Genomic DNA, 15,398 nt, shown 5'->3' with positions numbered 1-15,398 from the left:
ATGCTGTACGTAGCAGTAGTGAAGGACGACCAGGGAGGACCCCCCAGCAGTGGACGCCAGCAAGTTCACCACCAAGACGCAGGACGCCCTGTCCGCCGCGATCCGGCAGGCGGGCACGGCCGGCAACCCGGACGTCAGGCCGGTGCACATCCTGATCGCCCTGCTGGAGCAGCCCGAGGGCATCGCCCGGCCCCTGCTGGAGGCGGTCGGCGCCGACGTCGCCCGGGTCGACGCCGAGGCCCGCCGCCAGGCGGCCGCGCTGCCCAGCGCGATGGGCTCGACGGTCTCCGCGCCGCAGCTCGCCCGGGACACCATCGCGGTGCTCACCGAGGCCGGCAAGCGCGCGAGCGACCTCGACGACCAGTACGTCTCCACCGAGCACCTGATGGTCGGCCTGGCCGCCGAGGGCGGGCAGGTGGCCGAGCTGCTGGTGCAGCAGGGCGCCACGCCGAAGGCGCTGCTCGCCGCGTTCAAGGACGTCCGGGGCAGCGGCCGGGTCACCTCGCCGGACCCGGAGGGCACCTACAAGGCGCTGGAGAAGTACGGCACCGACCTCACCCAGGCCGCCCGGGACGGCAAGCTCGACCCGGTGATCGGCCGCGACCACGAGATCCGCCGGGTGGTCCAGGTGCTCTCCCGCCGGACCAAGAACAACCCGGTGCTGATCGGCGAGCCCGGCGTCGGCAAGACCGCCGTGGTCGAGGGCCTGGCCCAGCGCATCGTGGCCGGCGACGTGCCGGAGTCGCTGCGCGGCAAGCGGCTGGTCTCGCTGGACCTCAGCGCGATGGTCGCGGGCGCCAAGTTCCGCGGCGAGTTCGAGGAGCGGCTGAAGGCCGTCCTGAACGACATCAAGGCCTCCGACGGCCAGGTCGTCACCTTCATCGACGAGCTGCACACCATGGTCGGCGCGGGCGCCGGCGGGGACTCCGCGATGGACGCGGGCAACATGCTCAAGCCGATGCTGGCCCGCGGCGAGCTGCGGATGGTCGGCGCCACCACGCTGGACGAGTACCGCGAGCGGATCGAGAAGGACCCGGCCCTGGAGCGCCGCTTCCAGCAGGTGCTGGTCGGCGAGCCCAGCGTGGAGGACTCGATCGCCATCCTGCGCGGCCTCAAGGGCCGGTACGAGGCGCACCACAAGGTGCAGATCTCGGACGCCGCCCTGGTCGCCGCGGCCACCCTGTCCAACCGCTACATCACCTCCCGCTTCCTGCCCGACAAGGCGATCGACCTGGTCGACGAGGCGGCCTCCCGGCTGCGGATGGAGATCGACTCCTCCCCGGTCGAGATCGACGAACTCCAGCGCTCGGTCGACCGGTTGCGGATGGAGGAGCTGGCCCTGGAGAAGGAGTCGGACCCGGCCTCGGTCGACCGGCTGGCCCGGCTGCGGCGCGACCTCGCCGACCGGAACGAGCAGTTGAGCGTGCTCACGGCGCGCTGGGAGCAGGAGAAGAAGAGCCTCAACCGGGTCGGCGAGCTCAAGGGGCGGCTGGACGACCTGCACGGCGCGCTCGAACGCGCCCAGCGCGACGGGGACTTCGAGCGGGCGTCCAAGCTGATGTACGCCGAGATCCCGGCCGCCGAGAAGGAGCTCACCGACGCCCAGGAGCGGGCCGCCGACCAGGACGCCTCCGCCTCGATGGTCAAGGAGGAGGTCGGCCCGGACGACGTGGCCGACGTGGTCGCCTCCTGGACGGGCATCCCGGCCGGCCGGCTGCTGGAGGGCGAGAGCGCCAAACTCCTGCGCATGGAGGAGGAGTTGGGCCGCCGCCTGATCGGACAGAAGGAGGCCGTGCAGGCCGTCTCGGACGCGGTGCGGCGCACCCGCTCCGGCATCGCCGACCCGGACCGCCCGACCGGCTCCTTCCTCTTCCTCGGCCCGACCGGCGTCGGCAAGACCGAACTCGCCAAGGCCCTGGCCGACTTCCTGTTCGACGACGCCCGGGCCATGGTCCGGATCGACATGAGCGAGTACGGCGAGAAGCACTCGGTCTCCCGCCTGGTCGGCGCCCCGCCCGGGTACGTCGGCTACGAGGAGGGCGGCCAGCTCACCGAGGCGGTCCGCCGCCGCCCGTACAGCGTGGTGCTGCTGGACGAGGTGGAGAAGGCGCACCCGGAGGTCTTCGACGTCCTGCTCCAGGTGCTGGACGACGGACGGCTCACCGACGGCCAGGGCCGCACGGTGGACTTCCGCAACGCCATCCTGATCCTCACCTCCAACCTGGGCTCGCAGTACCTCGTCGACCCGGCCACCCCGGAGGCCGAGAAGCGGGAGCTGGTGCTGGGCACCGTCCGGTCCGCGTTCAAGCCGGAGTTCCTCAACCGGCTGGACGACATCGTGGTCTTCGAGCCGCTGGGCACCGGCGAGCTGAGCCGGATCGTCGACCTCCAGGTGGCCCTCCTGGGCGAGCGGCTGCGGGAGCGGCGGCTCACCCTGGACGTCTCCGAGGCCGCCCGCGACTGGCTGGCGCTCACCGGCTACGACCCGGCGTACGGCGCCCGCCCGCTGCGCCGGCTGGTGCAGTCCGCGATCGGCGACCAGCTGGCCCGGGCGATCCTGTCCGGCGCGGTGCACGACGGGGACACCGTCGTGGTCGAGCGGGACGAGGAGGGCGACCGCCTCACCGTCCGCGGCCGGGGGCCGCTGGAGAAGTAGCACCGCCGGGCGTCCGGCGCACGGGCCGTTCCCTCCGCTCCGGCGGCGGGGGACGGCCCGTTCCGCATCCCCGGCCCGGTTCGCGCCCCCGGCCCGGTTCGCGCCCCGGGCCGGACGCCGTCACTCCGCCGCCTGCCGCAGCAGCCGCCGCGTCCGGTCCCGCCGGCTGCGCGCCAGCCGGTGCAGTTCGGCCACCTGGGCGTCCGGCAGGTTCCAGGTCTGGGTCAGCAGCCGCAGCGTGGACACCCGCGGGCAGGACACCTCCCGTTCCAGGTCCCGGATCGACCGCACGCTCAGCCCGGTCGCCTCGCCCAGCTGCTCCTGCGTCATCCCCCGGTCCAGCCGGATGCTCCGCAGCAGCGCCCCGAGCGATGCGCCGTCCCCCGTCGCCGCTCCACCCACTCCTGTTCCCCCCTCAATTCCGGACAGTCCGCCTCAGGACAGCTCAACTCACCCGGCTGGGCCGGGATTTGACCGAAGCGATTTCCGTCGCACGCTAACCGCATCCGGCCCGCACGGCAGCCGAACCGGCGCGCCGGGCGCGTGACGTGGCTCACGCGCGCTCTCCGGACGGCCTCCAGCCCGCCCCGGACACCCTCCGTGACCGCCGCCCCGCTCCACCCCCGCCGGAACCGCCGGGGAACACCCGGGGGAAGCCCGGGAAGAACCCGGGAAGGACACCCGGAACAACACCGCGAAGAACGCCGCGAAGAACGCCGGACGAAGATCGACTCGCCCCTCGGCTGCCCCTGTGAGCGGAGCCCCGAATGAGGCAGGATGGGAGGTGGAAAGGGCGGCCTCTCATTGCCGGCCACCACGTGCACTGAGGAATGAGGACCCCCATGAGCATCGACCCGTCGTCCATCCCGTCCTTCGGCGTCCCCCAGGGCGGCCAGCCCGGCGGCCAGGGCGGGCGGCCGGCCGGCCCGCCGCCGATCATCGTCCCGGACCAGGGCCTGGTCACCCAGCTGCTGGACCAGATGCAGCTCAAGCACGTCGTGGACGAGGAGGGCGACCTCACCGCCCCCTGGGAGGGCTTCCGCGTCTACTACATGTTCCGCGGCGAGCAGAAGGAGCTCTTCGCGGTGCGCGCCTTCTACGACCGCGCGTACCCGCTGGAGAAGAAGGGCGAGATCCTCGACCTGATCGACGAGTGGAACCGCGAGACCCTCTGGCCCAAGGTCTACACTCACACCCACGAGGACGGCGTGGTCCGCCTGATCGGCGAGGCCCAGATGATCGTCGGCGCCGGCGTCAACCTGGACTACTTCGTCACCACCACCGCCAACTGGACCCAGGCCGCGGTCGGCTTCGAGCAGTGGATCGTCGAGCGCCTCGGCCTCCAGAACGAGATCGAGGGCGAGGACGGCGAGGGCGCCGAGGGCACCGACGAGGCCTGATCCCGCCCCGGTACCCCCCGCACCGCCCGTTCGGCCCGCCACCCGCCCCCGCGGCGGTGGCGGGCCGTTCTTGTCCCCGGCTCCCGGCTGACCCAGGATGGCCTGACAACGAGCCGTGAGGAGCCACCGATGGGTACCAGGCCACTGCTGAACCGCCGACTGGCCGGGATGGGCACGACGGTCTTCGCCGAGATGTCCGCCCTGGCCACGGCCACCGGTTCGATCAACCTCGGCCAGGGCTTCCCGGACACCGACGGGCCCGAGGAGGTCCGCGAGGCGGCCGTACGGGCCCTGCGCGAGGGCCGCGGCAACCAGTACCCGCCCGGCCCCGGCGTCCCCGAGCTGCGCACCGCGATCGCCGAGCACCAGCAGCGGTTCCACGGCCTCGCGTACGACCCGGACAGCGAGGTGCTGGTCACCGCCGGCGCCACCGAGGCCATCGCCGCCACCCTGCTGGCCCTCCTGGAGCCGGGCGACGAGGTGATCGCCTTCGAGCCGTTCTACGACTCGTACGCCGCCTGCATCGCGATGGCCGGCGCCACCCGGGTGCCGCTCACCCTGCGGGCCCCGTCCTTCCGCCCCGACCTGGACGAGCTGCGCTCGCTGATCACCCCGCGCACCCGGCTGCTGCTGATCAACACCCCGCACAACCCGACCGGCACCGTCCTCACCGCCGAGGAGCTCGCCGCCATCGCCGAACTCGCCGTCGAGCACGACCTGCTGGTCGCCACCGACGAGGTCTACGAGCACCTGGTGTTCGGCGCCGCCCACCACCCGATCGCCGCCCTGCCCGGCATGCGCGGACGCACCGTCAGCATCTCCTCGGCCGGCAAGACCTTCTCCTTCACCGGCTGGAAGGTCGGCTGGGTCACCGCGAGCCCGGACCTGGTGGCGGCCGTGCGCACCGCGAAGCAGTACCTCACCTACGTCAGCGCCGGCCCCTTCCAGTACGCCGTCGCCGAGGCCCTGCGGCTGCCGGACACGTACTTCGACACCCTCCGCGCCGACCTGCTGCGCAAGCGCGACCTGCTGGTCGACGGCCTCACCGCGGCCGGCTTCCGGGCCTTCACCCCCGAGGGCACGTACTTCGTCACCACCGACATCACCCCGCTCGGCGAGAAGGACGGCATCGAGTTCTGCCGTGCCCTGCCCGGCCGTTGCGGCGTCGTCGCCATCCCGAACGCGGTGTTCTACGACGACGTGGAGGCCGGCCGTAGCCTGGTCCGCTTCACTTTCTGCAAAAAGGACGAGGTCCTTCAGGAGGCCGTCGCCCGCCTGCGGCGCCTGTGAGGGGCCGCACGCCCCCTTTCACGCCCTTCTCCGCACCCTTCGAACAGGACTGCCCGCAGCCCGACACCAGTTCTGATGGATCATCAACTTCCTTGATCGGCTTGCTTGTTTGCCGCCACTGAGGCACGCTGGCCGACCCTCCGGGCACTCTCCCGCCGCCCTCCATGCCCCGCGCCTGGAGGGCGGCGGTGCGTGATGCGCCCGAACAGCGCACACCCGGCGCGCACGGCGCGCAATCCGGTGATAGGGGCGCGCGCTGTGCAGACTCGTACACGGGCTCGATCAGAGCCGGGAAGCAGGTGTGCTCGAAACGGTGAATGCTTGACAAAGTTGGGTAAATCACCGGCGGGCCCGACGTATTCGTGCTTCTCTGCTGCTGAATCTCCAGCCGGAATCCTTCCTTCCACGGTCGGCCGCGCCCAGGGCCGCACAGCCACGAACAGCCTCGCCATCGCCTAGGCCTACTCGGTGCTGCTCGGCGGGCGCGCACGGAGCTGAAACGCGGAGCCGAGCATGCTCACCACACTGCAGACCTCCTACACGGACACCCGCGCCGGTGACCTCGCCTGGTGCCTCGGCGGCGACCCGCTGCCCGCTCTCGCCGTCCGCGACCTGAGACTCGACGGAGGCGGCCGCCCGGGCGCGTCCGGCACCCTCCAGCTGCGCCTGCTGGGCGCCTCCCACCAGGTGGTGATCGACGCGGGCCCCGGCCGATGTCTGGAGACCGTCGCCTGCCTGCCCGGCCGCCGCACCCCGCTGCCGGCCCGGGTGGCCAAGCAGATCGGCGGCTGGGAGTACGAGTTCGCCGCCCGCATCGAGGCGCTGCCGCCGCACGACTTCGCGGCCCGCGCCCAGGAGCTGCTGGCCCTGGTCGAGGGGCACCCCCGGGGCCTCGCCGGGGTCTTCCCGGGCGACCCGAGCGCCTTCACCGCGCTGGTCACCCAGGGCGGCCCGGACCGGCTCCTGTGGCGCACCTGGCACGCCTACCCGCAGGAGGGGCAGCTGGTGTGCACCCGCTCCTCGCTGGTGGTGTCCGGGGCATGACCGCCCCCAAGTCCGGAGCGGAACACCGGTCCGGCCGTAGGCCGCCCAAGCCGGGCCTACGAATCGTACGCAGGAACGATTCGTCAATTCGACGTCGCTCACTGTCCGTCGGATGGGCGCAGCCATCCGTCCCGCACGTCCCCTAGCGTTTGTTCGTGATCAACCATCCGGCCGGTCCGCCCGCACGCCCGCGAGTGGACCTCGACGACGGCACCCCACCCCGGCCCGGGCGAGCCCACGCCCCACTCCTGCCCGCCCGCCGTCGGCCCCGGCTGCGCTCCCGACCACGGTTCGCCCGCCTGACCGTCCTGCTGGCCGCGTTCGTCTGCGCGGCCTGCGGACTCGTCTACGAGCTCGAACTCGTGGCGCTCGGCGACTACCTGCTCGGGGACACGGTCACCCAAACCTCCGTCGTGCTCTCCGTCATGGTCTTCGCGATGGGCCTCGGCTCCCTCCTCGCCAAACGGCTCACCAGCCGGCCCGCCACCGCCTTCGCCCTGGTCGAGTGCGCGCTCGCGCTCACCGGCGGACTCTCCGTCCTCGCCCTCTACTCCTGCTGGGCCTGGATCGGCCGCTACCAGGCCGCCATGGTCGGCCTCACCTGCCTGATCGGCATCCTCATCGGCGCCGAGATCCCCCTGCTGATGACCCTCATCCAACGGATCCGGCGCGAGGACGCCGGACGGGCCGTCGCCGACCTGTTCGCCGCCGACTACGTGGGCGCCCTGATCGGCGGCCTCGCCTTCCCGTTCCTGATCCTGCCCGGCCTCGGGCCCGGCGACGGAGCACTGCTCACCGGCGCCGTCAACGCCGTCGCCGGGGCCGCCGTGGTGCTCTGGCTGTTCCGCGAGGAACCCGCCCCCCGGATACGACGGCTGCTCTGGGGCGGCTGCCTGCTGGTGCTCGCCGTGCTCGCGGCGGCCGCGGCCGGCTCCGACGCCGTCGAACGCGCCGCCCGGCACGCCCTCTACGGCGACCAGGTCCGCTACGCGACCCGCAGCCGGTACCAGGAGATCGTGCTCACCGGCCCCGCCGAAGGCCCGCTCCGGCTCTACCTCGACGGCCGGCTCGCGGTCTGCGGACCCGACGAGTACCGGGGCAGCGAGGGCCTCGTCCACCCCGCCATGGCGGCCGGCCCGGACGCCCGGGTCCTGCTGCTCGGCGGCGGCGACGGACTCGCCCTGCGGGAAGTGCTGCGGCACCGGGGCGTCCGCACCGTCCGGCTGGTCGACGCCGACCCCGCCCTCCCCCGGCTCGCCCGCACCGACCCCGGGCTCGCCGCCCTCGGCGGCCGCTCCCTGGACGACCCCCGGGTCCGCACCACCGCCGCCGACCCGATGGCCTGGCTGCGCGGCGCGGGCGCCCCCGGCGGGGACGGACCGTACGACGTGGTGCTCGCCGACCTCCCGGCACCGGCCGACGGCGGACCGGTCAAGTTCCACTCCCAGGAGTTCTACGGCCTCGCCACCCGGCTGCTCTCCCCCGGCGGCCGGATCGCCGTCCGCGCCGGGAGCGACCTGGACGGCCTCTGGCAGATCGAGTCCGGCCTGCGGACGACGGGCCTGCAGACCGCCCCGTACGCCGTCCCGGGCAGCGCCACCGCCGCCTGCCGCCCCGGCCCGCCGGACGGCGCCCAGAACTTCCTCCTCGCCGCCGCCACCCGCCCCCCGCTCACCCTCGCCCCCGACGCCCCGGCCCCCCGCGCCCTCACGCCCGACACCCTCCACGCCACCACCACCCGCCTCACCGCCCTCCGCCCCGCCCACCCCCCGGCCGCCCTCACCCTCCTCGGCCCCCGCTGAGGTCGCCGCTGAGCCGCAGCCCGGCGGCCCGGCGGCCCTCCTGCGCCACCGTTGAGGCCGACAGCCGGAAACCCCGCACCCGCTCCGCCGCTCCGACGGCCCCGCGGCCGCCACCGGCCGCACCCGACGCCCCGGGAAGAGCGGCCGGAGGAAGCGGCCCCCGCCGGACACGGCTGGGGCCGCCCGGCATCCGCGAAGCGGGCCGAGGCGGGCAGAAGCCCCCTCCGCTCCCCGGGGTCCGCGCGCAGTCGGAACGGTGATCGACTCGCCGCCCCCATCGCCGCTGCGCGAGAAGTCGATCCAGCCGACTTCCCACGCGGGGAGGCCCAGAAGAACGGGCTCCTCGACCGGCAAGCCCCCACACGGGCGGGGCCGCTCGGCAGCCGGGGAGCGGGCCCAGGCAGGAGAAGGCCCATGGCCCCGGCCCACCTTGCGGGGCGGACGGCCGCCGGACGACAGGCGACGGAGCGGGGCCCGTCGCGGTGCGGGGCCGATGGGGAGGGCAGCCCCGGGCCCGGGGGCCGCTGGATAGGCGCGGGCCCAATGGGCAGGACCGTGGGCCGCCCCGGGCCTGCGGGGCCGGGTGGGCGAGGCGGGGCCGGAGGATGCGGGGCCCGTGAGCGGGGCGGCCCCGGGCCTGGGGCCGGGTGGGTGGGGCAGCACCGGAGGGCGCGGGGTCGGTGGGCGTGCGCAGCCTCGGGCCTGCGGGGCCGGAGGGTGCCGGGCCTGGGGGCGGGGCGGCCCCGGGCTCGGGTGGCGAGATGGTGCGACGGCCAAGGGAACGGGTGGGATGGGGAAAATCTGGTGGTGGTGGGTAGGGACCGGGCGGGGACCAGTCGGTAGGCTCCGTGGCATGGAGCATGAGGTTGTCGTCCCGATGTCCGCCGAGCTGGTGCGGCAGGCCTTGCAGGATCCGGCGCTGCTGGCGCGGAGCGTGCCGGGGCTGAGCACCGAGCCGGCCGCGGTCGGGTCCGGTGCGGCCGAGGAGATCGGCGGCCGGCTGAAGCTGCGGATCGGCGGCTCCACGATCACGTACAAGGGCGTGCTGTCGCTGATCGAGGGCCGGGAAGGCGTGCTGACCGTGCTCGCCGAGGGCGAGGAGGCCCGGGGCAGCGGTGAGGCGACCGCCACCGTCCGGGTCAGCGTCGTGGACGGCGCCGAGGAGGGCACCGCGGCGATCCGCTTCACCGGCGACCTGAGCGCCACCGGCCGGCTGACCGAGTTCGACGAGGAGACCCTCGACGCCACCGGCCGCCGTCTGCTGGACAGGTTCGCCGCCGCGCTGGTCGCCCCGGAGGGCGAGCAGCCGCAGGACCAGGAGGGCTCGGAGGACCTGGAGGAGCAGGAGGACCAGGCCGCGGAGACCTCGACCGGCGCGGGTGTGGTCTTCATCGAGGAGCGCCAGGACCAGCCCGGCGACGACCTGGACGACGACCTCTCCGACCTGATCGCCTTCTCCGACGCCGACGCCGAGCGCTTCGGTCTGCCCACCGGCTCCGCCGACGACGACGAGGACGACGTCGATGGCGAGGGCGAGGGCGAGGACGGCTCCGCCGGGCAGGACGGCGTCGCCGAGGAGCTGCCCGCCGAGCCGCTCTTCGCGTACGAGGACGAGCCGGTGCTCTCCGGTCCGGTGCGCCGCAGCATCGTCGGCCGGTCCGCCGAGGAGGTGGACCACGCCCCGCCGCGCGGCCCGTACGCCCCGGCGCTGCCCGCCCGCAGTGCGCGGGCCCGGGCGGCCTCCCGCTGGGGCGGGGAGGCCGGCGGGATCGTGGTGCCGGGCGCCGGCGGCCGCAACGCGGTGCCGTGGGTGATCGGCGGCTCGGTGGCCCTGCTGGGCGGTGCCGTGGTGCTGGTCAGGGCGCTGCGCCGCCGCTGACCGGGCGCCGGCCGGGCGCGAGCCCGGAGAGCCGCGGGGACTGCCAGGGCCTAGACTGAACGCTCATGAGCAACGACCGCGACGCCCTGCTGGCACAGATCAAGGACAAGGCCGTCGTGCACGGCAAGGTCACCCTCTCCTCCGGCAAGGAGGCCGACTACTACGTCGACCTGCGCCGGATCACGCTGGACGGCGTGGCCGCCCCGCTGGTCGGCCGGGTGATGCTGGACGCGACCTCGCACCTGGAGTACGACGCCGTCGGCGGTCTGACCCTGGGCGCCGACCCGGTGGCCGCCTCGATGCTGCACGCCGCCGCCGCGCGCGGGCAGCAGCTGGACGCCTTCGTGGTCCGCAAGACCGGCAAGGCGCACGGCCTGCAGCGCCGGATCGAGGGCCCGGAGGTCAAGGGCCGCCGGGTGCTGGCCGTCGAGGACACCTCCACCACCGGCGGCTCGGTGCTGACCGCCGTGGAGGCGCTGCGCGAGGCGGGCGCCGAGGTGGTCGGCGTCGCGGTGATCGTGGAGCGCGGCGGCGCGGCCGCCGTCGAGGCCCAGGGCCTGGAGTACGTGACCGCGTACACCCTGGACGACCTGGGTCTCTGACCCCGACCCGCCGGGACGACAAGGCCGGGACGACGAACGACCGAGGGCCGGTGCTGTTTCACGTGAAACAGCACCGGCCCTCGCCGTGTCCGGAGCGGCGGGCGCTCAGCCCCGCCGGTGCCGGCCGCCGCCGGCCTGGACCTGGCTCTCCTCGTCGACCTCGGCACCGACGCCGGCCCGCTTCTTCTTCCGCTCGCGCATGACCTCGATCAGGATCGGCGAGATGGACAGCAGGACGATCAGCAGCACCGCCGGGATCAGGTACTTGTCGATCACCGGGGCGAGCGCGTCACCGAAGAAGTAGCCGATCAGCAGCATGGACTCGGTCCACAGCACGCCGCCGATCACGTTCCAGACGAAGAAGGTCCGGGCGGGCATCTCCAGGGTGCCGGCGACCGGGTTCAGGAAGGTGCGGATGATCGGCATGAAGCGGGCCAGCACGACGGCCTTGCCGGAGCCGAACTTGTTGAAGTACTCCTCCGCCTTCACCACGTAGTCGCGGCGGAAGATCTTCGAATCGGGCTTGTCGAACATCTTCGGCCCGACCTTGGCGCCGATCAGGTGCCCGAGCTGGGCACCGGCGATCGCCGCGATCGGGCAGCCGATCAGCAGGACGGCGATCGGCAGCTTGGCGCCGTCACCGAGCACCGAGGAGGCTGCGTTCGAGGCGGCGACGCCCGCGAGGATCAGCAGCGAGTCACCCGGGAAGAAGAAGCCGACCAGCAGGCCGGTCTCCGCGAAGATGATCGCGATCAGCCCGATGGCGCCGAGGGACGAGATCAGGGATTTGGCGTCGAGCAGGTTGACGGCCAGCTGGTTGTAGTCCACGGGCGCAGGATAGCGGGCGCACCTTGCCGGCGACGCGGGCGTACCGTGCCGACGGCGCCCGGCCGGGACCGGTTCCGGCCCCCGCCGGGGCCGCCCGGGTGCCGCCGTGCGCCCGTACCGTGCGACGTTCCGCATGGCGGGCTCCTGCTGACCCGCGGGCACGAGTCTGGGAAGATGGCACAGGCGTCCGGTCCGCGGTGGCACACCACCCTCATGGCCGTACCGCGCAGGTCGCCGCGAACGTGCCGGAGAGCCACCACCGCAACGCCGCGCGTCGGCGGGCCGGCACGGAGTCGTCACGAAGGCGTACACAGCGTCGGACAGCACCGTCCGTACGCCGCAACCCGACAGGAGCGGATCGCATGCCCATCGCAACTCCCGAGGTCTACAACGAGATGCTCGACCGGGCCAAGGCGGGCAAGTTCGCCTACCCGGCCATCAACGTCACGTCGTCGCAGACCCTGCACGCCGCGCTGCGTGGTTTCGCCGAGGCCGAGAGCGACGGCATCATCCAGATCTCGACCGGTGGCGCGGAGTTCCTGGGCGGCCAGCACAGCAAGGACATGGTGACCGGCGCGGTCGCGCTCGCCGAGTTCGCCCACATCGTCGCCGCCAAGTACGACGTCACCGTCGCGCTGCACACCGACCACTGCCCGAAGGACAAGCTGGACGGCTACGTCCGCCCGCTGCTGGCGGTCTCCGCCGAGCGCGTGGCCAAGGGCGAGAACCCGCTGTTCCAGTCGCACATGTGGGACGGCTCGGCCGAGACCCTCGCCGACAACCTGGCCATCGCCCAGGAGCTGCTGGCCCAGGCCGCCGCCGCCAAGATCATCCTCGAGGTCGAGATCACCCCGACCGGCGGCGAGGAGGACGGCGTCACCCACGAGATCAACGACGAGCTGTACACCACCGTCAACGACGCCGTGCGCACCGCCGAGGCGCTGGGCCTGGGCGAGCAGGGCCGCTACCTGCTGGCCGCCTCCTTCGGCAACGTGCACGGCGTGTACAAGCCGGGCAACGTCGTGCTGAAGCCGGAGCTGCTGCGCGAGCTGCAGGACGCGATCGGCAAGCAGTACGGCAAGACCGACCCGTTCGACTTCGTCTTCCACGGCGGCTCGGGCTCGACCGCCGAGGAGATCGCCACCGCGCTGGAGAACGGCGTCGTGAAGATGAACCTGGACACCGACACCCAGTACGCCTTCACCCGCCCGGTGGCCGGCCACATGTTCGCCAACTACGACGGCGTGCTGAAGGTCGACGGCGAGGTCGGCAAGAAGAACACCTACGACCCGCGCACCTGGGGCAAGCTGGCCGAGGCCGGCATGGCCGCCCGCGTGCGCGAGGCCGCCGAGCAGCTGCGTTCGGCGGGCAAGCGCCTGAAGTGAGGCCCGCGCCCCGCGTAGGACCCGCGCCCCGAGCGTGAGAAACGGGTGCCCCCGGCGGACTCCGCCGGGGGCACCCGTACGTCGGGGGTGTCTACCGCTCTACAGCTCTGCCGCTCTCTACGGCTCTACCGATCTCTACGGCTCTGCCGCTCGACCGCTCGACCGCTCTACTGCTTGAGCTCCGCGTACGCCTCCGCGCTGCTGTCCTTCAGGAACTGCCAGCAGCGGGCCTCCTCCTCGGTCTCCTTGATCGCGCCGGCCGCCCGGGCGAGCGCCGCCAGGCAGCGCAGGAAGCCGCGGTTGCCGCGGTGCTCCCACGGCACCGGGCCGTGGCCCTTCCAGCCGTTGCGCCGCAGCGCGTCCAGACCACGGTGGTAGCCGGTACGGGCGTAGGCGTACGACTCGACGTACCGGCCGGCAGCGTAGGCGTCGTCGGCCAGCATCGCCCAGGCGAGGCAGAAGACCGGGAACTCGGCCGCCACCTGGGTCGGGGAGGCCGATTCCTCCGCCAGCATCCGGTAGGGCCGCTCCTCCTCCGGGAGCAGGGTCGGTTCGGGACCGTCGAGAAGATTCCTGTGAATCGCCATGCCCTGAAGTCTGCCACCCGAGACGCAGGGGTCAACCGCCGTCCCGGACGGGCGGCCGCCACGGGCACCGGCGCCGCCCACGGGAAGGTGGACATTCACCCGTTCGCCATGCCAGTGTGAAGATCATGTCTGCAGCCCGATCCGTCGGCAGGCGCACCGCACCGCCCCGGAAGGGCGGTCGCCGACGCCGCCGGCAGCGGCGCAGACCCGGTCCTGGCATGCTCACGGCACTGGTGCTCTCCGTGCTGGTGCTGGGCGCCACGGCGGTCATGCTGAACCGCCCCTCGGCCACCCCGGCCACCACCCCGACCACCCAGGCGAGGGTCGCCCCGCCGGCCGAGCAGGCCGCCACGGCGGCACCGGCGCCGACTCCCGCACCGGCCGACACCCCGCCGCCCCCGCCGGCCCCGACACCGACCCCGCCGCCCGCCCCCGCCGCGCCGGACCCCGGCCCCGCCAAGGGCGCGGGCACCTTCACCGTCGCCCCCGCCACCGCCAAGCCGGTCGGGCGCGGCACCGTGCGCCGCTACCGGGTCGAGGTCGAGGACGGCATCGGCATCGACGCCCCGTCCGCCGCCGCGCAGGTCCACGGCATCCTCGGCGACAAGCGCGGCTGGACCAACGACCGCAAGAACGGCTTCCAGCTGGTCGCCGACGGCCCGTACGACTTCACCGTGAAGATCGCCTCACCGGCCACCGTGGACCGGATCTGCGGCGCCTCCGGACTGGACACCCACGGCGAGGTCAACTGCAACGTCGGCAACCAGGTGCTCGTCAACTCCAAGCGCTGGAACACCGGTTCACCGCAGTTCAGCGGCCCGCTGGAGGAGTACCGGGCGCTGATCGTCAACCACGAGGTGGGCCACCGGATCGGCCACGGGCACGAGGGCTGCCCGGGCGAGGGCAAGCCCGCGCCCGCGATGATGCAGCAGATCTACGGTCTCAAGGGCTGCGCGCCCAACGCCTGGCCGTACTCGGCGGAGGGCACCTACCTCAGCGGGCCGTCCGTCCCGTAGCCCGCGGGACCGGAGCCGCACCGGGGAGCCGATCAGCCGAGCACCGGCAGGTACGCCCGCAGGTCGCTGCGCTCCCCCGAGGCGGACACCTCGGCCGCGTCCACCGCCGCCGCCCAGTCCGTCCGGCCGGTGGCCAGCCGGATCCAGGTCAGCGGGTCGGTCTCCACCACGTTGGGCGGGGTGCCCCGGGTGTGCCGGGGGCCCTCGACGGCCTGCACCACCGCGTACGGCGGGATCCGCAGCTCGACCGCGCCGCCCGGGGCGCGGTCGGCGAAGGCGTCGGCCAGCAGCCGGGTGACGGCCGCGACGGCCTGCCGGTCGTGCGGGAAGGCCGGGAGAGCCCGGGAGGCCGAGGAGGTCAGGGAAACCGAGGAGACCGGGGAGCCGGGGAAGGCGTCGGGCCCGAGCGCGGCGGCCAGGTCGTCGGCGTGCACGACCGTCTCCACCAGCCTGGTCACCAGCATGTCGGAGAGCGTCATCGAACCCAGCCGGATCTCGAACCGCCGCGCCGGGTCGGCGGCTTCGGGCCGCTCCAGCAGGGCGAGCAGCGCGTCCGCGGCCTGGCCGAAGGCGGCCGCCACCGAGGCCGCGTCCCCGGCGAACTCCGCCGCGCCCCGCTCCCGGGCCTGCTCGTCCAGCAGCGGCGCGACGGTGGCGACCCCGGCCGCCCAGCCCGACAGGTCCAGCGGTGCCCGCCCCTGCGGCCGGTCGTCCAGGTGCGCCGGGACGTAGTCGAGTTGGACGGCCAGGTGGGCGAGCAGTTCGCGGACCCGCCACCGCCCCAGCCGGGTCGGCAGGTCCAGCTGCTCCGTGCCGAGCGCGTCCACGGCGGCACGCAGCGCCCTGGTCTGGGCGGCCAGCGCGGCGCGGACCTTCTGCGGCTGGTACGTACGGGGCTTGGCAGGCATG

The 15,398-nt window shown here is 73.7% G+C and carries 13 protein-coding genes; 9 read left to right on the top strand and 4 right to left on the bottom strand.

Annotation, left to right across the window (positions count from 1 at the left end):
- Positions 1-49 precede the first annotated feature (49 nt).
- A complete protein-coding gene (gene clpB / locus ACFVU7_RS25295; RefSeq protein ID WP_049650413.1) occupies positions 50-2,656 on the top strand; it encodes an ATP-dependent chaperone ClpB in 2,607 nt (868 codons plus the stop codon).
- 120 nt (positions 2,657-2,776) lie between these two features.
- Here clpB and ACFVU7_RS25290 read toward each other — a convergent pair whose 3' ends face one another.
- Positions 2,777-3,058, bottom strand: a complete 282-nt coding sequence (locus ACFVU7_RS25290; RefSeq protein ID WP_074001862.1) for a helix-turn-helix domain-containing protein — start codon at positions 3,056-3,058, stop codon at positions 2,777-2,779.
- 440 nt (positions 3,059-3,498) lie between these two features.
- Between ACFVU7_RS25290 and ACFVU7_RS25285 the strand changes: the two genes are divergently transcribed.
- From ACFVU7_RS25285 to pyrE, 6 genes are all read left to right on the top strand, one after another.
- Complete coding sequence (locus ACFVU7_RS25285; protein WP_049650411.1) at positions 3,499-4,056, top strand: YbjN domain-containing protein; 558 nt, start codon at positions 3,499-3,501, stop codon at positions 4,054-4,056.
- A 129-nt stretch (positions 4,057-4,185) separates the two neighbouring features.
- Positions 4,186-5,346: a pyridoxal phosphate-dependent aminotransferase gene (locus tag ACFVU7_RS25280; protein WP_049650410.1), complete on the top strand. Its 1,161-nt coding sequence runs from the start codon at positions 4,186-4,188 to the stop codon at positions 5,344-5,346.
- Positions 5,347-5,859: 513 nt separating this feature from the next.
- A complete protein-coding gene (locus tag ACFVU7_RS25275) occupies positions 5,860-6,390 on the top strand; it encodes a DUF2617 family protein (protein WP_049650409.1) in 531 nt (176 codons plus the stop codon).
- A 155-nt stretch (positions 6,391-6,545) separates the two neighbouring features.
- Positions 6,546-8,192, top strand: a complete 1,647-nt coding sequence (locus ACFVU7_RS25270; RefSeq protein ID WP_234348276.1) for a polyamine aminopropyltransferase — start codon at positions 6,546-6,548, stop codon at positions 8,190-8,192.
- Positions 8,193-9,045: 853 nt separating this feature from the next.
- Entirely contained in the window at positions 9,046-10,071 is a 1,026-nt protein-coding gene (locus ACFVU7_RS25265; protein WP_388047275.1) for a hypothetical protein, read from the top strand.
- Between the two features lie 65 nt (positions 10,072-10,136).
- A complete protein-coding gene (gene pyrE / locus ACFVU7_RS25260; RefSeq protein WP_049659651.1) occupies positions 10,137-10,673 on the top strand; it encodes an orotate phosphoribosyltransferase in 537 nt (178 codons plus the stop codon).
- Positions 10,674-10,778: 105 nt separating this feature from the next.
- Here the strand turns inward: pyrE and ACFVU7_RS25255 are convergent, their stop codons facing one another.
- Complete coding sequence (locus tag ACFVU7_RS25255) at positions 10,779-11,501, bottom strand: DedA family protein (RefSeq protein ID WP_049659650.1); 723 nt, start codon at positions 11,499-11,501, stop codon at positions 10,779-10,781.
- Positions 11,502-11,863: 362 nt separating this feature from the next.
- Here ACFVU7_RS25255 and fbaA point away from each other — a divergent pair, with 362 nt between their 5' ends.
- Positions 11,864-12,886, top strand: coding sequence for a class II fructose-bisphosphate aldolase (gene fbaA / locus ACFVU7_RS25250; protein WP_049659648.1), 1,023 nt, complete (start codon positions 11,864-11,866; stop codon positions 12,884-12,886).
- Between the two features lie 167 nt (positions 12,887-13,053).
- Here the strand turns inward: fbaA and ACFVU7_RS25245 are convergent, their stop codons facing one another.
- Entirely contained in the window at positions 13,054-13,473 is a 420-nt protein-coding gene (locus ACFVU7_RS25245) for a DUF3151 domain-containing protein (protein WP_049659647.1), read from the bottom strand.
- Between the two features lie 218 nt (positions 13,474-13,691).
- Here ACFVU7_RS25245 and ACFVU7_RS25240 point away from each other — a divergent pair, with 218 nt between their 5' ends.
- Complete coding sequence (locus ACFVU7_RS25240) at positions 13,692-14,489, top strand: DUF3152 domain-containing protein (RefSeq protein ID WP_388047273.1); 798 nt, start codon at positions 13,692-13,694, stop codon at positions 14,487-14,489.
- 32 nt (positions 14,490-14,521) lie between these two features.
- Here ACFVU7_RS25240 and ACFVU7_RS25235 read toward each other — a convergent pair whose 3' ends face one another.
- Positions 14,522-15,397, bottom strand: a complete 876-nt coding sequence (locus ACFVU7_RS25235; RefSeq protein ID WP_380778788.1) for a sterol carrier family protein — start codon at positions 15,395-15,397, stop codon at positions 14,522-14,524.
- Between the last annotated feature and the right edge of the window lies 1 nt (position 15,398).

This window comes from Kitasatospora sp. NPDC058046 (assembly GCF_042885595.1).
In the GTDB taxonomy this organism is placed as follows: Bacteria; Actinomycetota; Actinomycetes; order Streptomycetales; family Streptomycetaceae; genus Kitasatospora.
Note: the sequence above shows the minus strand (reverse complement) of the source record. Positions and strands in the feature narration are given on the sequence as shown.